Source organism: Streptomyces sp. TP-A0356 (genome assembly GCF_001417775.1).
Classification (GTDB): Bacteria; Actinomycetota; Actinomycetes; order Streptomycetales; family Streptomycetaceae; genus Streptomyces.
Map to the genome: position 1 here is coordinate 51,684 of NZ_BBZJ01000019.1, position 21,158 is coordinate 72,841.

20 protein-coding genes are annotated in these 21,158 nt (G+C 69.4%); 11 read left to right on the top strand and 9 right to left on the bottom strand.

Going from position 1 to position 21,158, the window contains the following annotated elements; all coding sequences use genetic code 11:
• Positions 1-32: 32 nt before the first annotated feature.
• The 5 genes from ASC56_RS17155 (at position 33) to ASC56_RS17175 (ending at position 3,424) form a co-directional block, all read left to right on the top strand.
• The gene (locus tag ASC56_RS17155; RefSeq protein ID WP_234376981.1) at positions 33-569 is read left to right on the top strand and encodes a hypothetical protein; all 537 of its coding nucleotides are present in this window, start codon (positions 33-35) and stop codon (positions 567-569) included.
• A 15-nt stretch (positions 570-584) separates the two neighbouring features.
• The gene (locus tag ASC56_RS17160) at positions 585-1,175 is read left to right on the top strand and encodes a hypothetical protein (protein WP_055492308.1); all 591 of its coding nucleotides are present in this window, start codon (positions 585-587) and stop codon (positions 1,173-1,175) included.
• Positions 1,176-1,181: 6 nt separating this feature from the next.
• On the top strand, positions 1,182-1,826 hold the full coding sequence (locus ASC56_RS17165) for an OmpA family protein (protein WP_055492309.1): 645 nt from the start codon (positions 1,182-1,184) through the stop codon (positions 1,824-1,826).
• Positions 1,827-1,927: 101 nt separating this feature from the next.
• Complete coding sequence (locus ASC56_RS17170) at positions 1,928-2,518, top strand: dihydrofolate reductase family protein (RefSeq protein WP_055492310.1); 591 nt, start codon at positions 1,928-1,930, stop codon at positions 2,516-2,518.
• 135 nt (positions 2,519-2,653) lie between these two features.
• A complete protein-coding gene (locus ASC56_RS17175; RefSeq protein WP_055492311.1) occupies positions 2,654-3,424 on the top strand; it encodes a class I SAM-dependent methyltransferase in 771 nt (256 codons plus the stop codon).
• Between the two features lie 228 nt (positions 3,425-3,652).
• Here ASC56_RS17175 and ASC56_RS17180 read toward each other — a convergent pair whose 3' ends face one another.
• Entirely contained in the window at positions 3,653-3,988 is a 336-nt protein-coding gene (locus tag ASC56_RS17180; RefSeq protein ID WP_055492312.1) for a DUF192 domain-containing protein, read from the bottom strand.
• A gap of 587 nt (positions 3,989-4,575) precedes the next feature.
• Between ASC56_RS17180 and ASC56_RS17185 the strand changes: the two genes are divergently transcribed.
• From ASC56_RS17185 to ASC56_RS17200, 4 genes are all read left to right on the top strand, one after another.
• Positions 4,576-5,349 (top strand): isoprenyl transferase, encoded by a 774-nt coding sequence (locus tag ASC56_RS17185; protein WP_055492313.1) that lies wholly within the window; start codon positions 4,576-4,578, stop codon positions 5,347-5,349.
• A gap of 397 nt (positions 5,350-5,746) precedes the next feature.
• Complete coding sequence (locus tag ASC56_RS17190; protein WP_055492314.1) at positions 5,747-7,072, top strand: PhoH family protein; 1,326 nt, start codon at positions 5,747-5,749, stop codon at positions 7,070-7,072.
• Between the two features lie 396 nt (positions 7,073-7,468).
• Positions 7,469-8,179, top strand: a complete 711-nt coding sequence (locus tag ASC56_RS17195) for a transglycosylase SLT domain-containing protein (protein ID WP_199836015.1) — start codon at positions 7,469-7,471, stop codon at positions 8,177-8,179.
• A 173-nt stretch (positions 8,180-8,352) separates the two neighbouring features.
• Positions 8,353-9,666, top strand: a complete 1,314-nt coding sequence (locus tag ASC56_RS17200; RefSeq protein WP_079102568.1) for an AI-2E family transporter — start codon at positions 8,353-8,355, stop codon at positions 9,664-9,666.
• 118 nt (positions 9,667-9,784) lie between these two features.
• Here the strand turns inward: ASC56_RS17200 and ASC56_RS17205 are convergent, their stop codons facing one another.
• Together ASC56_RS17205 and ASC56_RS17210 are read right to left on the bottom strand one after the other, a co-directional pair.
• Positions 9,785-10,318: an alkyl hydroperoxide reductase gene (locus ASC56_RS17205; RefSeq protein WP_055492316.1), complete on the bottom strand. Its 534-nt coding sequence runs from the start codon at positions 10,316-10,318 to the stop codon at positions 9,785-9,787.
• Positions 10,319-10,322: 4 nt separating this feature from the next.
• Positions 10,323-10,877 carry a peroxiredoxin gene (locus ASC56_RS17210; RefSeq protein WP_055492317.1) on the bottom strand — a complete coding sequence of 185 codons (555 nt, stop codon included), beginning with the start codon at positions 10,875-10,877 and terminating at the stop codon, positions 10,323-10,325.
• Between the two features lie 159 nt (positions 10,878-11,036).
• On the opposite strand from ASC56_RS17210, the gene ASC56_RS17215 reads away from it, so the two are divergent.
• Positions 11,037-11,993: a LysR substrate-binding domain-containing protein gene (locus tag ASC56_RS17215; RefSeq protein ID WP_055492318.1), complete on the top strand. Its 957-nt coding sequence runs from the start codon at positions 11,037-11,039 to the stop codon at positions 11,991-11,993.
• Between the two features lie 62 nt (positions 11,994-12,055).
• Here the strand turns inward: ASC56_RS17215 and ASC56_RS17220 are convergent, their stop codons facing one another.
• The 5 genes from ASC56_RS17220 to ASC56_RS17240 all read right to left on the bottom strand — a co-directional run bounded on the left by ASC56_RS17220 (position 12,056) and on the right by ASC56_RS17240 (position 16,916).
• Entirely contained in the window at positions 12,056-14,380 is a 2,325-nt protein-coding gene (locus ASC56_RS17220; RefSeq protein WP_055492319.1) for an ABC transporter permease, read from the bottom strand.
• Complete coding sequence (locus ASC56_RS17225) at positions 14,377-15,066, bottom strand: ABC transporter ATP-binding protein (RefSeq protein ID WP_055492320.1); 690 nt, start codon at positions 15,064-15,066, stop codon at positions 14,377-14,379. The genes ASC56_RS17220 and ASC56_RS17225 overlap by 4 nt, the downstream gene beginning before the upstream one ends.
• The gene (locus ASC56_RS17230) at positions 15,063-15,587 is read right to left on the bottom strand and encodes a PadR family transcriptional regulator (RefSeq protein WP_055492553.1); all 525 of its coding nucleotides are present in this window, start codon (positions 15,585-15,587) and stop codon (positions 15,063-15,065) included. The genes ASC56_RS17225 and ASC56_RS17230 overlap by 4 nt, the downstream gene beginning before the upstream one ends.
• A 148-nt stretch (positions 15,588-15,735) precedes the next feature.
• A complete protein-coding gene (locus tag ASC56_RS17235; RefSeq protein ID WP_063784976.1) occupies positions 15,736-15,984 on the bottom strand; it encodes a hypothetical protein in 249 nt (82 codons plus the stop codon).
• On the bottom strand, positions 15,981-16,916 hold the full coding sequence (locus ASC56_RS17240) for an SPFH domain-containing protein (protein ID WP_055492322.1): 936 nt from the start codon (positions 16,914-16,916) through the stop codon (positions 15,981-15,983). The genes ASC56_RS17235 and ASC56_RS17240 overlap by 4 nt, the downstream gene beginning before the upstream one ends.
• 238 nt (positions 16,917-17,154) lie before the next feature.
• Here ASC56_RS17240 and ASC56_RS17245 point away from each other — a divergent pair, with 238 nt between their 5' ends.
• Positions 17,155-19,509 (top strand): transglycosylase domain-containing protein, encoded by a 2,355-nt coding sequence (locus ASC56_RS17245; protein ID WP_055492323.1) that lies wholly within the window; start codon positions 17,155-17,157, stop codon positions 19,507-19,509.
• A 51-nt stretch (positions 19,510-19,560) separates the two neighbouring features.
• Here the strand turns inward: ASC56_RS17245 and ASC56_RS17250 are convergent, their stop codons facing one another.
• A complete protein-coding gene (locus ASC56_RS17250; protein WP_055492324.1) occupies positions 19,561-21,024 on the bottom strand; it encodes a catalase in 1,464 nt (487 codons plus the stop codon).
• Between the last annotated feature and the right edge of the window lie 134 nt (positions 21,025-21,158).

Sequence of the window (21,158 nt, forward strand, 5' to 3'; positions counted from 1 at the left end):
TCCCCCTCTACATCTGGCTGACGGGGATCCTGTTGTTCGCCGCGTTCGCCTTCTTCGTCTTCGCCCAGGCGGCGTCCGCCCGCAATGGAGCACAGTCCGCGGCGGACGCTGCGGCGTTGGCGGCCGCGCGGGACTCGCGCGATGAGCTGATGACCGGACTGCAGGGCGCCATCGGCCATGACGACCACTGGCTGGACTGGCTCAAGGGTGACCAGTTCAGAGGGACGGGGGCCACGGCCGCGGCCGAGCGGCTCGCCGGGGACAACGACGCGACCGTAACGGGCGGCGCGGTCCCCATCACCGTCAACGGCTACCCCGGCTACCGGGTGGCGATCGAGACGCGGTACACGGTCGGGAAGTCCATCATTCCGGGTACCGCGACTCGGCATGCCAAGGCCCACGCGACCGCGGTCATCGAGCCTCGCTGCACCTTCGCCCAGGACGCCGATCCGAAGAAGCCGTTGCAGCTGAACTGCGGTGGCCAACTCGTCAACATCGATCCCAGTTCTTTCCATTCGGGCGACCTTCCTGACGCGTCCGTGCTGTTCTCTGTGCATCTGGCCGAGTGAAAGGAAGCAGTACCGATGGACTTTCGGCACACCACGAAGGGCCGCGGGGCGCTGAGCGCGGTGGCGGTCACGACTGGTCTGCTCCTCACGGTGGCCGGTTGCGGTGGGGGAGGCGACGGCAAGTCGGACAAGGGTGGCGCGGCGTCCTCCGCTCCCGCCCGGAGCGGCAGCGGAGGCCAGAAGGAATCCCAGGCCCCCCAGTCGGACACGGTGCTCGCCGAGGTCAAAGGGGAGAACGGGCTGACGCTGACGGTGACCTCCGCCAAGCGGGGCAGCGGGGGCTTCGTGACCGTCGACGGGACGGTCACGAACAACACGGGCACCCTGTGGGTCGCGGCGAACTGGCGCGGTGACGAACAGGAACTGGCCAGGAACGGCGGGTCCGTCGCGGGCGCCAGCCTCGTCGACTCGAACGGCAGGAAGAAGTACCTCGTCCTCCGGGACACTTCCGGCCGCTGCCTCTGCACGCAGTTCACCGGCGGCGTCAAGGACGGTGAGACGGTGCAGTGGTTCGCCCAGTTCCCCGCCCCGCCCGAAGGCACCGCCAAGGTCGACTTCCAGGTCGGCGCCATGCCCCCGGCCTCCATCCAGATCTCCCAGGGGTGAGCGACGATGTCCCCCACTCCTCGTACCGCCACCGCCCTCACCCTCCTCACCGCCCTCACCCTCGTCGGCATCCCCCCGGCAGCCGCCGACGGCAACCCCAGCGCGCCCCCCGGTACCGTCACCACCTCCCCGCCCCCGTCCGTCGACCCCACCAGCCCGGGACTCAAGCTCGCCTCGGGGGCCACCCTGGCGCCCGCCAAGGTGCTGGACATCAAGTCGGTCGTGGAAGACCTGGGGGGTGAGGAGCGGCGTGTGGACACCAACGAGAACGTCACGTTCGCGCTCCAGGCGGAGGTGCTGTTCCCCAAGGACAGCGCCAAGCTGAATCCCGAGGCCCGCTCCCGCATCAACGCCATCGCGAACGAGATCAAGAAGCAGAACGCCTCCAGCGTCCGTGTCTTCGGTTTCACCGACAACCTCGGCACGTACGCCCACGGCCTGGTCCTGTCCAAGCAGCGCGCGGAGGCGGTCCATGACCAGCTGGCCGCGAGCCTCGGCGGGAACATCACCTTCGAGGTGCGCGGCTACAGCGAGGACTACCCGATCGCCGACAACTCCACCGAGGAGGGCCGCCGCAAGAACCGTCGCGTGGAGGTGTCGTTCCCTAGGGCGGCGTCCTCCGCCAACTCGGGCAGTACCGTCGGCGGTTGAGTGCGCGGCACGAATCACCCGGAGCCGCCTCCCCGGCGGCGCGGTGCGGCTGCGCGATGCTCTTGGGGTTCAGTCGGCCGACGTCGGAGCCAGGAGCCGCCATGAGAAAGATCGTCCTGATGATGTCCATGTCCCTGGACGGCTACATCGAGGGACCGAACCGCGAGATCGACTGGCACCTGGTCGACGACGAACTCCACCAGCACTTCAACGACGTCCTCAGGAAGATGGGCGCCTTCCTCAACGGGCGCGTGACCTACGAGCTCATGGCCGGCTTCTGGCCCACCGCCGACGCCGACCCGCACTGCTCGGCACCGGTGGCCGACTACGCCCGGATCTGGCGGAACATGCCGAAGGTGGTGTTCTCCCGGACCCTGCACCACGCCGAGGGGCACACCACCATCGTCCGGGACGTCGTCGTCGAGGACATCCTCGCGCTCAAGGCGCAGGACGGCGGCGACCTCGCGCTCGGCGGTGCCGGCCTCGCCGCCGAGTTCCTGCGGCACGACCTCGTGGACGAGTTCCGTGTCTACGTCCATCCGGTCCTCGTCGGCCGGGGCAGGCGTCTCTTCCCCGAGGCCGACGCCCTGACCTCGCTCCGGCTGATGGACTCCCGCCGGTTCGGCAACGGTGTCGTCCTCCTGCACTACGAACGCGCCGGTACGCGCGGCGGGCAAGGGGGCAGCCGGTGATCCGTCAGCCGAGAGCCGAGAGCCGAGAGCCGAGAGCCGACAGCCGACCTCGGCCCCCGTGGAATTCGGTCGCGTGGATTTCGGCCCCGTGGAATTCGGTCGCGTCCCGCTCCCGGCCGTTGGCAGGATCGTCGTATGACCACCCGCCGCGCCTTCGAAGACCTCGTCCGGGAAGCCGTCGACGCCCCCGTCGACGGCTGGGACTTCTCCTGGTTCGAGGGCCGGGCCACGGAGGAGCGGCCCCCGTGGGGATACGCGCGCTCCATGGCCGAGCGGCTCACGCACGCCTCCGCCGCGCTCGATGTCCAGACCGGAGGAGGGGAGGTCCTGGCCTCCGCGCCGACGCTGCCGCCGCTCACCGTCGCCACCGAGGGCTGGCCGCCGAACGTCGCCAAGGCCACCGCCCTGCTCCACCCGCGCGGCGCCGCGGTCGTCGCATCGCCCGAGGACGCGGCGCTGCCGTTCGCGGACGCCGCCTTCGACCTGGTCACCAGTCGGCATCCGGTCCACACGTACTGGCAGGAGATCGCCCGCGTGCTGCGCCCGTGCGGCACGTACTTCTCCCAGCAGGTCGGCCCGGCAAGCGCCTTCGAGGTCGTGGAGCACTTCCTGGGACCGCAGCCGGAAGAGGTCCGCACCGCACGCGATCCCCAGCGGGCGCGGGCCGGGGCCGAAGCGGCCGGACTGGAGGTCGTCGACCTCCAGGAGGCCAGGTTGCGCATGGAGTTCCACGACATCGGGGCCGTCGTCCACTTCCTGCGCAAAGTGATCTGGATGGTGCCCGGTTTCACCGCGGAGCGGTACGAGTCCCGGCTGCGGTCCCTGCACGAGCTGATCGAGTCGCAGGGACCGTTCATCGCCCACAGCACCCGCTTCCTGATCGAGGCCCGCAAGCCTGACGCGTAGAACCCAGGGGGCGTAGCGGACGCCCAGCGAGACCGGGGTCCATGTGGCGAGACGCTTGCCCGGGGTCTCCACATCGTTATCGAGGGCATCTCGCCTCACCCTCGTGGCTCACGTAAGTTCAGACCAAGGTAATTCGCGTAGGCAAAGCCGCGCGGGCGGGTACCGCGCGGTCGAGGGGGCTGCGCGGTGCCCTGCGCGCCGCGCCGGCGCCCCGGTCGGGCGCCCCGGTCAGGCGCCCCGCACGGCGATCCGCACCCCGCGCCGTATCCCCCACCGCTCCATCGACCCGGCCTCCGCCTCCAGGACGTGACGCGCACGCGGCCGCGGCAGGCCGATCCGCCCCGGCCGCATCGTCCGTACCGCGACCACCCGCCATGTCCGGTCCAGATGGGCGACGTCGATCGGGAACCGCATCCCCAGTGTGTGCACCGCGCTCGCCGGGCTCAGCAGCAGTGCCCCCTCGATCCCGTCGCGTCCGAGCAGCCCGCGTCGCCGGGCCCGTGCCGACCGGGCGATCTCCAGAGGCACCGGGCCGGGCGTCCCAGCCGTCGTGAACGTCGCCATGGCGGTGAAGTTAGCGATGGCGTCAAGTGGGCGTTCCCCTCGCGGCTCACCCGCCGGGAGTACGCGGCTGTGTGTCGCCACGCGCCCCACAACACCGCGCAAATCCCTTGGATAGCCCTGGATCCAGCCTGGTTCCCTTTGGATCTGCTGTGATCCAGCCATGACCACGCCCTGAATGAACGATTCCGGAGCCCTCGACGCGTTGTCGGGCGATTTCGGAGAGTAGTTGTTTCGCGCCGATGTACGCAGCATCACTTACGAAGGGTTATGGTGGAAGCCCCCCCCTCGGGCCGGTCCGTCTCCCCCCCACGGACCGGCCCGTTTCCTTTCCGCGCTCCGCCCGTCCCGGTGCCCTCCGGCCCGCTCGCCGAGCGCCCGGTCCGTCCGGGGCGGTGCCGGCCGCCGGAATCGGCCCGGAACGCCGGGCAAGGGGGCCCATGTTCATGCGTAGGAATCCCGCACAGTGCGCTGACACCCGTTGGCGGGGCGGACGTCCTCCAGGGGTAGGCTTCCCATCGGGGACCGCCAACTGACGGGGATCGCACGCGCCCGCACCTGTCTGATCCGCACGGAGGGGCTGACATCACGTGAACCTGCGCGACAAGCTGCGCGGCCTGTTGGTCAGGCTGTACGCGCGCCGGGTGGAAGGCCACCTGGACCACGCTCAGGTGCCCAAGCACATCGGCGTCATCATGGACGGCAACCGCCGCTGGGCGAAGGCGGCGGGCTCCACCGCCGCGCAGGGCCACCGGGCCGGCGCCGACAAGATCGAGGAGTTCCTCGGCTGGTGCGCCGAGACGGACGTCGAGGTCGTCACGCTCTGGCTGCTGTCGACGGACAACTTCGACCGGCCGAAGGAGGAGCTGGTCCCGCTCCTCGGGATCATCGAGGACGTCGTCCGGTCCCTGTCCGCCGACGGCCGCTGGCGCGTGCACCACGTGGGCGCGCTCGACCTGCTGCCGCCGCCGATGCAGTCCGTCCTCAAGGAGGCCGAGGAGGCCACCGCCCACATCGACGGGATACTGGTCAACGTCGCCATCGGCTACGGCGGCCGCCAGGAGATCGCCGACGCCGTCCGCTCGATGCTCCTCGACGCCCAGGAGAGGGGCACCTCGATGGAGGACCTCGCCGACTGCGTCGACATCGACATGATCGGCAGACACCTCTACACGAGTGACCAGCCCGACCCCGATCTGGTGATTCGTACGAGTGGCGAACAGCGGCTGTCCGGTTTCATGCTGTGGCAGACGGCCCATTCGGAGTACTACTTCTGTGAGGTCTTCTGGCCGGCCTTCCGCAAGGTCGACTTCCTGCGCGCCCTGCGCGACTACGCGGCGCGACACCGCCGTTACGGCGGCTGACACGCCCCTCGGCGGGGCGGCCGAGCACCCCCCGGGACAGGGGAGGAACTTCACCCGTTCGGGCGCGGGCGTCACGAGGAGTTCACCGGGGCGCCGTCATATGCCGTGGCATGGCAGCGCGTGTTCGAGGGCATAAGCCAAGCAGGTCGACACCCGAACCACGGGCGTCGTATCTCAGCGGACGGCTCGGGGCCGTCCGCCCGGGAGGCCCTTTGCACCAGCGCGACCGTGCGGTCCCTGCACGGAGGAAGCAGCGGAGGGCCGGTTCCCGGCCCGCGCACCGCGGCCGGCAACCGGCCGCCTTCCTCCCGCCCGCCCTCGCGGCCTTCTCCCCGCCGGCCCTCCCGGACCTCCTTCTCGTCGCTCCCCGACCTCATCCGAGGGGGTACGTCCTTCCGTGGTGACCAGCGCAAAGCGCCACAAGCCAGACCGGCGCACCTATGTTCTCGACACCAGCGTCCTGCTGGCCGACCCGAACGCCATGAGCCGTTTCGAGGAGCACGAGGTCGTGCTCCCGATCGTCGTGGTCACGGAGCTGGAGGCCAAGCGGCACCATCCCGAACTGGGGTACTTCGCCCGGCAGGCGCTGCGCCTGCTCGACGACTACCGCGTCCGGTACGGCCGCCTCGACGCCCCCATCCCGACCGGGGATCTCGGCGGCAGCCTGCGGGTCGAGCTCAACCACTCGGACCCCAGCGTGCTGCCCACCGGCTACCGCCTGGGGGACAACGACTCCCGCATCCTCGCGGTCGCCCGCAACCTGCAGGCGGAGGGGTTCGACGTCACCATCGTGTCGAAGGACCTCCCGCTGAGGATCAAGGCGTCCTCCGTGGGCCTCCTCGCCGAGGAGTACCGCGCGGAACTGGCCATCACGGACTCCTCCGGCTGGACCGGGATGTCCGAGCTGACCCTCTCGGCCGAACAGGTGGACATCCTCTTCGAGGACGGGCGCGTCCACATCCCCGAGGCGGCCGACCTGCCCGTGCACACCGGTCTGACCATCCAGTCGGAGCGGGGCAAGGCCCTCGGCCGCGTTGCCGCGGAGGGCGACGTCCGTCTTGTGCGCGGGGACCGGGAGGCGTTCGGCATCAAGGGCCGCAGCGCGGAACAGCGGATCGCCCTCGACCTGCTGCTCGACCCGGACGTCGGGATCGTGTCGATGGGCGGCCGGGCCGGCACCGGCAAGTCGGCGCTTGCGCTGTGCGCGGGTCTTGAGGCGGTGCTGGAGCGCAGGCAGCACCAGAAGGTGATGGTCTTCCGGCCGCTGTACGCGGTGGGCGGGCAGGAGCTCGGCTATCTGCCCGGCACCGAGGCCGAGAAGATGAGCCCGTGGGCGCAGGCGGTGTTCGACACGCTGTCCGCGGTCACCAGCCGCGAGGTCATCGAAGAGGTCACCGCGCGCGGCATGCTGGAGGTCCTTCCGCTCACCCACATCCGCGGCCGCTCGCTCCACGACGCGTTCGTGATCGTCGACGAGGCCCAGTCGCTGGAACGGAACGTCCTATTGACGGTTCTGTCCCGAATCGGCGCCAATTCGCGGGTGGTTCTCACCCATGACGTGGCCCAGCGGGACAATCTGCGGGTGGGCCGGTACGACGGAGTGGTCGCCGTCGTGGAGAAGCTGAAGGGGCATCCGCTCTTCGCGCACGTCACCCTCACCCGGTCCGAGAGGTCCCAGATCGCTGCCCTTGTGACCGAAATGCTCGAAGACGGGCAGATCTGACCCACATGCTCAATTGGGGGTAGTCACCCGTCGGTTGGCGCCGCCCGGCAAAGGCCAAGAGCCTAGCCGGGCGGCGTCTTGGTGTGTGGGACTTTCCATGAATCCCTTGGGCCAAACGAGGTGTGAGCTTTCACACTCAACGCGGAATTGCCACCCGGCGCCGGGTTACGGCAGAGTCTCATTCCTGTCAGGCCCCGCATACGACACACCGGTACCCCCAGCGGTACGGCACCACAGAAGCATCAGAACTCCATAGAGCTGTCGTATGCCGCCCGAGCACCACTCGGCGCTCCCGTCCTGGGGGTTGCCCACCGGGCCCGTGCCTCCCGTGACCCCGCAGTTGGGAGGCCAGCGTCAGGGGCACGATTGCGTCCGCCAGGGTCACCGAAGCGGGCGATGCTGGAAGGAAACCGTGTGAGCCGGATTTCGGTCCGGGGATTCGCAGTGGCCTCGGCCACGGCGGTCACCGCTGTCGGAAGCGTCGTCGGAGTTGCCTCGGGCAGCACCGCCCAGACCAACGACGCCCAGACGACGGCAAACGACACCACGCTCCTCGCGGACATACCCGCGGGTCAGCAGGCGCAGGTGCAGACCGCCTCCCTGACGCAGCAGGCCGATGCGCAGGCCATCGCCGCCGACGCGAGCGCCAAGAAGGACGCCGAGGAGGCGGCCCGCAAGCAGGCTGCCGCGGACGCCGTCGCCAAGCAGAAGGCCGCGGCGCAGGCCGAGGCGGACGCCAAGGCGCGCAAGGAGGCCGAGACCAAGGCCAGCCGCGCCACTCGTGACGTGTCCAGCTTCCCGGTCCAGGCCTCGTACAGCATCGCGCAGATCCAGGCGATGGCGCGTCAGATCGTGGCGGGCGACCAGTTCCAGTGCTTCAGCAACATCGTGGACCACGAGTCCAGCTGGAACTACCAGGCGGTCAACGCGTCCTCCGGCGCGTACGGCCTCTTCCAGGCCCTGCCCGGCTCCAAGATGTCGTCCGTCGGCGCCGACTGGCAGACCAACCCGGCCACGCAGATCAAGTGGGGCCTCAACTACATGAACAGCCGGTACGGCAGCCCGTGTCAGGCCTGGTCGTTCTGGCAGGCCAACAGCTGGTACTGAGCCGTGGAGCCGCCCGTGCGCGGCCGCTCAACCTCAGGAAGCCCCTCACCGTCTTTGGGTGAGGGGCTTCGGCCGTTTACCGGCCGTCGGCCCCTGCCATGTACGGTCGGAACCGACGACTCCAGGGGGGAGTGGTGGGGAGCACCCGGGGACACGGGGGAAGAGGACGGATCATGTCAGAAGTGCCAGGGTGGCTCGCCCGGCTCGGTGCCGGACTGACCCAGATGGGCGAGCGGTTGGACGAACGCCGCGCCGAGGTCGAGAAGGAGCGGAGCGAGCCCGAGCCGCCCCCGGCGCCGGAGCACGTCCCGCCGCCACCCGCGTACGCGCCCGCCGCGGCGCCGCGCCCGCATCCCGTCGAGGCGGTGCCGTGGGGCGTACGGGTCGCGGCCGAGGCGGGCTGGCGACTGCTCGTCCTCGCGGGCACGGTCTGGATCCTGATGCGGGTCATCAGCGCCGTACAGCTGGTGGTGCTGGCGTTCGTGTGCGCCCTGCTCATCACGGCGCTGCTGCAGCCGGCCGTGGCCAGGCTGAGGCGTCACGGCGTGCCGAGGGGGCCGGCGACCGCGCTGACCGCGATCCTCGGCTTCGTCATCATGGGCCTCATCGGCTGGTTCGTGACGTGGCAGGTCATGGAGAACATCGACTCGCTCTCGGGCCAGATCCAGAACGGCATCGACGAGCTGCGGAAGTGGCTGCTGAACAGCCCCTTCCATGTCACGGACAAGCAGATCAACAAGATCGCGAAGAACCTGCGGGACGCGGTCGGCGCGAACACCGACCAGATCACGTCGGCAGGCCTGGAGGGCGTGACGGTCATCGTGGAGGCGCTGACCGGCATCCTCCTGACGATGTTCTCCACCCTCTTCCTGCTGTACGACGGCCGCCGCATCTGGGAGTGGACGCTGAAGCTGGTGCCGGCCGCGGCGCGGCCGGGCGTGGCGGGCGCCGGGCCTCGGGCGTGGCGCACGCTGACGGCCTACGTCCGCGGCACGGTGATCGTCGCCCTGATCGATGCGATCTTCATCGGTCTGGGGATCTACTTCCTGAACGTCCCCATGGCCGTGCCGCTCGCCGTCTTCATCTTCCTGTTCTCCTTCATCCCGCTGGTGGGCGCGGTGGCCTCGGGTGCGCTGGCCGTGGTGGTGGCGCTGGTGACGCAGGGTGTCTTCACGGCCATCATGACGCTGGTCGTGGTCCTCGCCGTCCAGCAGATCGAGGGTCACGTCCTGCAGCCGTTCATCCTCGGCCGGGCGGTGCGGGTCCATCCGCTGGCGGTGGTGCTGTCGGTGACGGCCGGCGGAATCGTCGCGGGGATCGGCGGAGCGGTGGTGGCGGTGCCGCTGGTCGCGGTGACGAACACCGTGGTGGGCTATCTGCGGTCGTATACGGGTGGGACGCCACCGCAGCGGTACGACGCCGTGGAGACGGACGCGACACCGAACGGGGCACCGGCGCAGCCGGCGGTCACCGAGCCGGCGCCCTAGTGCCCCGGCAGGCGACGGGGCGAACGTTGCCTGTCGGGGCACCAGCTGTACTCGGGCATGACGAAGGGGCCTGCTCCCAGCCTCGGCCGGGAGCAGGCCCCTTGTGACGGGCGAACGCCTACTCGGCGAGGACCGCCTCCGCGTCCAGGGTCACGCCGACCGCCTGGATCACTGACGCGATCTTGAACGCCTCCTGGATGACCTCACGGTCCAGGCCCGCCTTGCGCAGCACCTGCTCGTGCGAGTCCAGGCACATCCCGCAGCCGTTGATCGCCGACACGGCGAACGACCACAGCTCGAAGTCGACCTTGTCGACCCCGGGGTTGCCGATGACGTTCATCCGCAGACCCGCGCGCAGGGTGCCGTACTCGTGGTCCGAGAGCAGATGGCGGGTGCGGTAGAAGACGTTGTTCATCGCCATGACGGCGGCCGCGGACTTCGCCGCGGTGTACGCCTCGGGCGACAGGTTCGCCTTCGCCTCCGGCTCCAGCTCGCGCAGCACGATCGCCGAGCGTGACGCGATCGCCGTCGCCAGCACCGTGCCCCACAGCTGCTGCGCCGGCAGCTCGGAGTTGCCGATGACCGAGCCCAGGTTGAGCTTGAGGTCCTTGGCGTAGTCCGGAATGGCGGACTTGAGGGTGTCGAGGGACATCCGGTCACTCACCAGCCAGCAGCTTGACCGGGTCCAGGGTGTTCTCGCCCTTGCTCCAGTTGCACGGGCACAGCTCGTCGGTCTGCAGGGCGTCCAGGACCCGCAGGACCTCCTTGGGGTTACGGCCGACGGAACCCGCGGTCACCATGGTGAACTGGATCTCGTTGTTCTGGTCGACGATGAAGACGGCACGCTGCGCGAAGCCGTCCTCGCCCTCGATGCCCAGGGCGCGCATCAGCTCGTGCTTCGAGTCGGCCATCATCGGGAACGGCAGCTCGCGCAGGTCCGGGTGGTCCTTGCGCCAGGCGTGGTGCACGAACTCGGAGTCACCGGAGAAGCCGAGGATCTGGGCGTCACGGTCGGCGAACTCGTCGTTCAGCTTGCCGAAGGCCGCGATCTCGGTCGGGCACACGAAGGTGAAGTCCTTGGGCCACGCGAAGACGATCTTCCACTGGCCCTCGTAGGTCTTGTGGTTGATCTGCTCGAACTCCTTGCCCTTCTCCAGCGAGACGCAGGCGGTCAGTTCGAACTCGGGGAACTTGTCACCGACAGTGAGCACACGCTCTCCTAGCAGCACAGAAGCACCGTGTTCACAAGGTGCTTCTCATGGGTTGGACATCCTCGATCCTGGCACAGGGTGCATTGATTCGGGAAATAGCTACACTCGGTCATGTTGATCGGTGTCGACTATCAGTGACTACGAGTAAGGGGTACGGTCATGGCTGGGACCAAGACCAACGGGCGCCGCCAGCCCAGCCTCGCCCAGCTGCGCGCCTTCGCCGCCGTGGCCGAGCACCTCCACTTCCGGGATGCCGCCGCCGCGATCGGCATGAGCCAGCCCGCGCTGTCGGGCGCGGTCTCCGCCCTGGAGGAGGTCCTCGGGGTCACCCTGCTGGAGCGCACCACCCGCAAGGTGCTCCTCTCGCCCGCTGGTGAGCGCCTCGCCGTGCGGGCCAAGGCGGTGCTGGAGGAGGTCGGCGCCCTCATGGAGGAGGCCGAGGCCGTGCGGGCCCCCTTCACCGGGGCCCTGCGGCTCGGTGTGATCCCGACCGTCGCACCGTACCTGCTGCCCACCGTCCTCAAGCTGGTCCACGACCGCTATCCGCTCCTCGACCTGCAGGTTCACGAGGAACAGACCGCCAACCTGCTCGACGGGCTGACCAGCGGCCGCCTCGATCTGCTGCTGCTCGCCGTCCCCCTCGGTGTGCCCGGCGTCGTCGAACTGCCGCTCTTCGACGAGGACTTCGTGCTCGTCACCCCGCTCGACCACTGGCTCGGGGGACGTGAGGGGATCCCCCGCGAGGCCCTGCGCGAACTGAACCTGCTGCTCCTCGACGAGGGGCACTGCCTGCGCGACCAGGCTCTCGACATCTGCCGGGAGGCCGGCCGCGAGGACGCGCCCGTGACCACGACCGCGGCCGGACTGTCCACCCTCGTCCAGCTCGTCGCAGGCGGCCTCGGCGTCACCCTGCTGCCGCGTACCGCCCTCAAGCTGGAGACCACCCGCAGCGACCAGCTCCTCACCGGCTACTTCGCGGACCCGGCCCCCAGCCGACGGGTCGCCCTGGCCATGCGTGCGGGCGCGGCGCGAGGTGCCGAGTACGAGGAGCTGGCGGAGGCGCTCCGTGAGGCGCTGCGTCCGCTGTCCGTACGGGTGCTGGGCCCCGACGCCTGAGCGCAGCCGGCGCACGCGCGCGGGACCCTCCCCGCCGGGGAGGGTCCCGCGCCTGCCGCGGGCTACTCCGTACGCAGCCCCTCCGGCCGCATCAGCCGCAGCAGTGGCGGCAGGCTGAGCACCGTGACCAGCAGGACGACCCCCGCCCCGATGCCGGACATCGTCAGCACGCTCGCCCAGTCCACGCTCACCGTGGCGCCGGACATCTTGAGCAGGATCGCGCCCAGCGTCAGACCGACCGCCGACGCCAGAAGCAGGCCCATCGCGATCGGGATCGCCGTCTGCCACAGCACCGACAGGCTCAGCGTGCGGCGCCGGGTGCCGAAGGCGACCAGCGACGACAGCAGCTTCCTGCGTTCCCGCAACTGCTCCAGTTGCGAAACCAGCAGACTGACGCCGATCAGCCCCAGCACACAGGTGGCGCCGACGAACAGGCCGGTTCGGATGGAGGTGAAGGCCCCGGACCGTTCGGTCGCCGCCCAGGTCATCGGTGTCGCCAGCGGAACGACCCGGGCCGCGGCGTTGCGGACGTGTTCGAGCGCGTCCGGAACCGAAGGGTCGAGCGCGAGGAAGACCACCCCCGCGAGGGCCGACTCCGTCCTGGCGGGCAGGGTGCCGCGGGTGATCAGGAAGCCGCCACGCTTCACGCCGGTCGGATCCTCGCGCGACTGGGCCTGCTTGATACCCCGCGGCACCGTCCAGGCGAACGGGGCGCTCCCGTTGTACCTGGCGTCGATGTACACCGTCCGGCCGGGCCTGGCCAGCTTCGGGGTGTCGGTGTCGTACTCGGCACCCAGCACCGAGAACACATCGCCCTCTCGGCAGGAGGGCAACGTCGCCACCTCGCGCAGGGACGCACAGTCGCCCACGAGCACCCCGGCGCCCTCGTTCGGATCCTGGCGCCGGTCTCCTGCGTACGCCTCGGAGAGCGCCATGACCCGGCGCACGCCCCTGGCCCTGCCCAGCTCCTCGGCGGCCGCGCCGACGGGGATGGTGCTCGGCACGTTCACCTGCGTCTGCGCCCGCTGCACGTTGTTGCGGGACTGCTTGGTGTAGTCGCCCTCGACGCCGGCGAACAGCATCTGCAGGGCGATCGCGCCGGCCACCGCCACCGCGATGCCGTTGACCATGCGGGCCGCGGTGCCGCTGCTCAACTGCAGCCTGCGCACCGCGAGTTGCCAGGCCACCCCGCCGGAGTTGAGCCGGGCGACGACCGTCTCGACGACCCATGGCAGCAGAGCGGTGACGCCGACGAGCAGGAGCAGGACACCGCCGATCACCAGGTACTCGTTGAAGTTCCCGTTGCCGCGGCCCTGCCCGAGCATCGGGTAGAGCATCGCGAGCCCGCCCAGCGGCAGCAGCAGCCGCCACCACAGCCGGCGCCGTGCGGGCTTGGCGGTGCGCACCACGCCGAGCGGCTCGATGACCACCCCGCGCAGCGCCAAGAGGGTGACCAGCACCGCGGCCGCCGGGACCGCGACCGCCACCAGCAGCGCCAGCGTGGGAGAGGGGTTGAGATAGCTGGGGAAGACGCTGATGCCGTAGACCTCCACCGACGCCGTGCCCGCACGGCCGATCAGGAAGAACACGGTGCCGAAGACCAGCCCGAGCAGGGCCCCCGCGAGGGCCTCACCGGCGGCGATCCGCCGGGTCATCCCGCTGTCGGAGCCGACGAGACGCAGCGCCGCGAGCCGTCGGTCGCGCCGCTCGCCGCCGAACCGCACGGCCGTGGCGATGAAGACGCCGACGGGCATGAGCAGTACCACCACGACGACGAGCATCAGCAGGACGAGGACGGGGTCCGACTTCTCGTGTGTGGGGTGGGGGTTACCGAACATGTCGATACGGGTCACGTTCGGCGGGTCGATCTTGGCGGCGAGCCCCTTGACGCCCGCGTAGTAGGCGAGTTCGTGGGAGCCGATCAGCCCGCTCTCCCCGATGGTTCCGACGATCCGGTACGGCAGCCGCTGCCTCAGCAGCTGTCCGTCGTCGGAGGTGAGCAGGTCCTTCAGCGCGGGGGAGACCACCATCTCGCCCGTCCCGGGGAACCTCTCCAGTCCCGGCGGCAGCGGCGCCCGTGCCCCCTCGGGCTCCATCAGCCGCCCACGGATGTCCCTCTTGTGGTACGTGGTGTCGAGGTCCGCGATCACCAGGGTGTTGTCCGCCCTGGGCTTGGGCTCCTGGTTGTAGGTGTGGTCCGCGCGGGCGTTCTCCCGGTCGTGCCGCGCCGCCACCGCGCCCGGGAGGGCGGTGGTGAGCAGCAGCACCGCCACGCCCAGCCCGACGCCGACGGCGGTCAGCAGCAGCCGGACCCACCCCTCGCGCCCGCCGGAGAACGCGTACTTGGCCCCCATGGCCAGATCCCTGCACCACTGGCGCACCCTCATACGATGCGCTCCATGTCCCGGGACTTCCCGTCCCGCACGACGATCTCGCGGTCGGAGTAGGCGGCCACCCGCGCCTCGTGGGTGACCAGCACGACGGCCGCGTTGGTGGACCGGGCCGCCTCGGTGAGCAGATCCATCACGCGCTCGCCGTTGAGCGAGTCCAGGGCGCCGGTGGGCTCGTCGGCGAACAGCACGCGCGGTCCGGTGACCAGGGCGCGGGCGACGGCGACACGCTGGCCCTGACCGCCGGATATCTCACCCGGCCGCTTCTTCGCCAGGTCGTCGACCTCCAGCCGGGACATCCAGGCCAGGGCGGTCCGCTCGGCCTCCTTGCGCGAGGTGCCGCTCAGCCGCAGCGGGAGCGCCACGTTCTCGACACAGGTCAGCTCGGGCACCAGCTGTCCGAACTGGAACACGAACCCGAACTCGGAGCGCCTGAGGAGGCTGCGCTGGGCGTCGCTCATGCCGGCCATCTCGCGGCCGTCGTAGGTGATCGAGCCCGAGTCGGGCGGCACGATCCCGGCGAGACAGTGCAGCAGGGTCGACTTGCCGGAGCCGGACGGACCCATCACGGCGACGATCTCGCCCGGGTGGATGGAGAACTCCGCGCCGTCCAGGGCGACGGTCGGCCCGTAGGTCTTGCGCAGGTTGTCGGCGACGAGCAGGGAACCGGCGGGAGCGGTCACTTGGCCACCACCTCGGCGAGCCTGTCGAGGCGCGCGGCGGCGAGCTCCAGCCAGCGCAGATCGGCCTCCAGATGGAACAGGGCGTGGTCGCAGATCAGCTGGTCGGCGAGATCGCCCTTGCGCTTGCGGTCGGTCAGGATCCGCATCATGCGCAGATGCTCGGCGCGCTGGGTGTCGAGGATGTCGGCAGCGTCGCGCTGTGTGAGCAGGGCCAGGACGACCTTGGTGTAGAGGGTCGACTGGAGATACGGCTCGGGCTTCTCCGGGGTCGCGAGCCACCGCTGTACGTCGGTGATCCCGGCCTCGGTGATCGCGTACCGTTTCCGTTCGGGCCCGCCGCCCGCCTCGATTCCGTCGACTTCGACGAGCCCGTTCTTCAGCAGACGGGACATCGTCGAGTAGACCTGGCCGTAGTGCAGCGGCCGGTCATGACCGAACTTCTCGTCGAAGGCCCGCTTCAGGTCGTAACCGTGACGGGGCCCGGACTCCAGGAGTCCTAGGAGGGTGTGACCGATGGACATGCCGAGCACTGTACACACGGCGTATACATCTGGCGTATACGTCATGCGTATAGGTGCCGCTCGGACGGGGCGTCCTCGCTGGTGGAGGCGGATTGTCACGGTTCTGCTACTGCGACGGTCCCGCGCCCTGGGCGTGCCTGGGTCGTGCCTACGCCTCGGGCTCCCCGGACGCGGGCGGACGTCCTCGGCGAGGGATGGGCTTCGCCCCACCGGGCAGGCGCCCCGCGTCGGACAGTGCCCTGCGCAGCAGGAACTCGATCTGCGCGTTGGCCGAGCGCAGCTCGTCCGAGGCCCAGCGGGCCAACGCCTCGTAGACCAACGGGTCCAGCCGCAGCAGCACCTGCTTGCGCTGCTGCGGCCGACGCTGAGGGGCCGAGCCCCCGGAGGGAGCCGTCACTGGTAGAGGGACCCCGTGTTGAGCACGGGCTGCGGAGTGCGGTCCCCGCACAGCACCACCATCAGGTTCGACACCATCGCCGCCTTCCGTTCGTCGTCCAGCTCCACGATGTCCTGCTCGGAGATCCGGGCCAGCGCGGCCTCGACCATCCCGACCGCGCCGTCGACGATCTGCCGTCGTGCGGCGACCACCGCGCCGGCCTGCTGTCGCTGGAGCATCGCGGAGGCGATCTCCGGAGCGTACGCGAGGTGCGTGAAGCGCGACTCGATGATCTGCACCCCGGCGGCCTCCACGCGCGCGTGCAGTTCGACGGCGAGCTTCTCGGTGATCTCCTCGGCGTTGCCGCGCAGTGAGAGCCCGCCCTCGTCGTGGGCGTCGTACGGGTACTCGATGGCGATGTGCCGCACGGCCGCCTCGGTCTGTGTGGCCACGAACTCCAGGAAGTCGTCCACCTCGAAGGTGGCCTGTGCGGTGTCCTCGACCTTCCAGACCACCACCGCGGCCAGTTCGATCGGGTTGCCGTAGGCGTCGTTGACCTTGAGGACCGCCGTCTCGTGGTTGCGGACCCGCGTCGAGATCTTCGTCCGCGAGGTGAACGGGTTCACCCAGCGCAGGCCGTCCTGCCGGATCGTGCCGCGGTAGCGTCCGAAGAGCTGGACGACGCGGGCCTCGCCCGGCGCCACCGTGTTCAGACCGCACATCGCGATGAAGGCCGAGAGGCCGGTGAGAAGGCCGACGCCGATCAGCGCGACCTTGACGCCCGACGCGGCGACCGTCGCGCCCCAGACCACCAGGCCCACGCCCAGCGCCAGTCCGGCCAACCCCAGCAGCAGCGCGAAGCCGCCGCCGATGCTGCGCGCGGTGAACTCCCGGACCCGTGGCGCGGGCATCTCGGGTATGTCGCCGGTGGTGGAAGCGTCGTATGTCGACATGGGTGGTGCCCCCCGTTTCGTGTCATAGCTCTGACCTATCTAAGTGATAACACATTTCCCGTCACGACAACCTTCCACACCTCCGGAACGTCGGTTCCGATGAAGTGGGTGCTGATTCTCACGTCCGCAAAAGGGAGGATCAGCAGTCCTTTGTCATACCGCGCGGTGTTAGCTTTCTGAGCTGACCTGAGCCACCTACCTGTGTGACACACGAGAGCGAAGCGGAGCGGATCGACTCATGGGACGAGCGGAAGAGAGACGAGCGCGGCAGCGCAGTGGCCGCCGCGCGGCGCCCAAGCGCTCGCCCAGAGCGGCGGGGTCCGCGTCGGTCGGCACCGCACCGGCGACCGGCGGCCGTGCCGCCGCGCGCGGCAGGGCCGCCAGGAGCGGGAAGACCGGGAAGAGCGGCATACGCCGGTTCTTCACCTGGAAGAAGGTCCTCGGCTCGTTGTTCGGCTTCGTTCTGCTGGTCATGGGCGCGTTCGTCCTGCTGTACGTCATGACCCCCATCCCGGCGGGGAATGCCACCGCCCAGCTGCAGAGCAACGTCTACCAGTACGGCGACGGCTCGATCCTCGCCCGCACCGGCGAGCTCAACCGCGAGAACGTCGACCTCGCCGAGATACCCAAGGACGTTCAGCACACCTTCGTCGCCGCCGAGAACAAGACCTTCTACCAGGACAACGGCATCGACCTGCGGGGCACGGCCCGCGGTCTGCTCAACACCCTCTCCGGCAAGGGCGCGCAGGGCGGTTCGACGATCACTCAGCAGTACGTCAAGAACTACTACCTGACCCAGAACCAGACCGTCACGCGCAAGCTGAAGGAACTGGTCATCTCGCTGAAGCTGGACCGCAAGAAGTCCAAGGAGTACATCCTCGCTGGCTACATCAACACCAGCTACTACGGCCGCGGGGCCTATGGCATCCAGGCCGCCGCGCAGGCGTACTACCGCAAGGACGCCAAGAAGCTCACGGTCGAGGAGGGCGCGTACCTGGCCTCGCTGCTCCAGGCGCCGAACCAGTACGACTGGGCCATCGCCACGGACACCGGCAAGCAGCTGGTGCAGGGCCGCTGGAACTACGTGCTGAACAACATGGTCGGAATGCACTGGCTGGATGCGAGCAAACGCCAGGCCATGAAGTTCCCCGTGCCGAAGGCGCCCAAGCCGGCGCCCGGCATGGAGGGCCAGACCGGCTATCTGGTGGACGCGGCGAACGCCGCGCTGGAGAAGCAGCTCGTCGCCCAGGGCACCGCGGCCTCGCTCGGTGACGCCGAAGCCCTCGTGAGGACGGGCGGCTGGACCATCACGGTGAACATCGACAAGAAGAAGCAGCGGCAGCTGGAGCAGGCCGTCAAGGACCAGCTGACCAGCAAGCTGAACCCGAAGAAGCGTTCCGTCGACGGTGATGTGCAAGCCGGTGCCGTGTCCGTCGATCCTGGGACGGGACGGGTGCTCGCCCTGTACGGCGGCGTGGACTACTTCAAGCACTACACCAGCAACGCGACCCGCCGCGACTACCAGCCAGCCTCCACCTTCAAGCCGCTGATCCTCGCGGCCGCCCTGGACCAGAGCGCCAAGACTCAGGACGGCCGGCCGATCAACGCGAACACGATCTACGACGGCACCAGCGGCCGTCCGGTCAAGGGCAGCCCGATCGGCTTCGCCCCGCCGAACGAGGACCACCAGGACTACGGCGACATCACCGTCCAGACGGCGATGAACAAGTCCGTCAACTCGGTCTTCGCGCAGATGGGCGTCGACGTCGGCATGGAGAACGTGCTGAAGGTCGCGAACTCGCTGGGCATGGACACCAAGGGCCTGGCGGCCGTGCCCGCGCAGACCCTCGGCTCCATGGGCGCGAGCCCACTGGAGATGGCCGGCGTCTACGCGACCCTCGACAACCACGGCAAGAAGGTCACCCCGGCGATCATCAAGTCGGCCGTGCACAAGGACCGTACGGTCACCTTCCCGAACCCGATCGGTGACCAGGTGATCACCCGTGAGGCCGCGGACACGGTGACCTCGGTGCTGACCGGCGTGGTCGACGACGGTACGGCCAAGTCGTCGGTGGCGGACAACCCCGCGCGCAACGGCCAGCAGGTCGCGGGCAAGACGGGTACGTCCGACAGCAACAAGTCGGCCTGGTTCACCGGCTACACGCCCGACCTGGTCACCTCGGTCGGCCTGTTCGGGGAGGACGCCAAGACCCACGCCCAGGTCACCCTGCAGGGCGCCACGGGTCTCGTGCCGAGCCCCGGCCGCATCAACGGCGGCGGCTACCCGGCGCAGATCTGGGCCCAATACACGTTCGACGCGATGGGCGACGTCAGCAGGTTCGACCTGCAGACCACGCAGGGCGCGGCGGTCCAGCCGAGCGTGACGCCGTCGGTCACGCACTCCACGAGCCCCACGCCCTCGACGTCGCCGACCACGAAGAAGCCGACGTCGCAGCCGCCGACGAGTTCGCCCCCGGCATCGCCGTCGACGCCGGCGACACCCAGCCAGCCGCCGACGAGCTCGCCCCCCTCGACGCCGGACACCACGCCTTCGACGCCACCGAATCCGCTCAATCCCAACGGCGGGCAGTGACGGGAGGGCGCCCGGTGGACCGGCCACCGGGCGCCCTCCTCGTCGTGTACGTCAGCTTCCGTTGACGTTGCCGGCGATGCGGTCGCCGATCTCCTTGTCGATGTTGCGCCAGTACTGCAGCGCGCGGTCCAGGACCGGGCGCGAGACGCCCTGCAGCAGATGGCCGGTGACGTTGGAGACCAGCCGGTCACGGGCGGCGTCGTCCAGGACCTGGCGGACCATCGTGTGGGCCTGGCCGAAGTCGTCGTCCTCGCGGTGCAGCCGGTAGGCCTCTCGCACCATCTCGCCCGCCGTCTGCCAGCCGGCCGGGTCGCCGAACTCGTGCACGGCAGCGGCCGGCCCACCGTAGGAGTTGGGCGCGTAGGGCCTCGCGGTGTGGGCGGGCTCGTAGCGCATCGGGCCGTCCTTGGCGTAGGAGCGCACATCCACCCGCGGCCGGTTGGGCGGCAGCTGGTCGTAGTTCGGGCCGATGCGGTACCGGTGCGTGTCCGGGTAGGAGAAGAGACGGCCGAGCAGCATCTTGTCCGGGGACGGGCCGATGCCCGGCACCATGTTGGACGGCTCGAACGCCGCCTGTTCGATGTGGATGAAGTAGTCCTCGGGGTTCTGGTTCAGGGTCATCCGGCCGACCTCGATCAGCGGGTAGTCGCCGTGCGGCCACACCTTGGTCAGGTCGAACGGGTTGAACCGGTAGTCCGGTGCGTCGTCGAACGGCATCACCTGGACGTGGACCGTCCAGGAGGGGTGGTCGCCGCGCTCGATCGCCTCGTACAGATCGCGGCGGTGCAGGTCGGCGTCCTTGCCGGCCAGTTCGTCGGCCTGCTCCTGGGTGAGGAAGTCGATGCCCTGGTCGGTCTTGATGTGGTACTTGACCCAGAACTTCTCGCCGCCGCCGTTGATCCACATGTACGTGTGCGAGGAGTAGCCGTTCATGTAGCGGTACGTCTTCGGGATGCCCCGGTCGCCCATGAGCCACGTCACCTGGTGCGCGGACTCGGGGGAGAGGGTCCAGAAGTCCCACTGCATGTCGTTGTTGCGCAGCCCGGTCACCGGGTGGCGCTTCTGGGAGCGGATGAAGTCCTGGAACTTCATCGGGTCACGGACGAAGAAGATGGGGGTGTTGTTCCCCACCAGGTCGTAGTTGCCGTGTTCGGTGTAGAACTTCAGCGCGAAACCGCGCGGGTCGCGCCAGGTGTCCGGGGAACCGAGCTCGCCGGCGACCGTGGAGAAGCGCGCGAGCATCTCGGTGCGCTTCCCGGGCTGGAAGAGGTCGGCCTTGGTGAACTGACTGACGTCATTGGTGACTTCGAAGATTCCGTATGCGCCACTGCCCTTGGCGTGTACCACCCGTTCCGGGACCCGCTCCCGGTTGAACTGGGCCATCTTCTCGATGAGGTAGTGGTCCTGCAGCAGGATCGGACCGTCCGCGCTCACGGTGAGTGAGTGTTCGTCGCTCTCCGCGGGGATGCCTGAGTTGGTGGTGGTGTACGGAACCGACTGGGGTATCTGGGTCACGAGCGTCCTCCCGTCATGCACAGGGGTCGGTCAGGTCGCTTCACCCACCTCAGCAGTCAACGCCGCCGATCGGAGGTCGGCAACATATGGACGGGGTCTCGTTCTGGTTCTCTTCCGGCCTCGGCCCCCGGCCC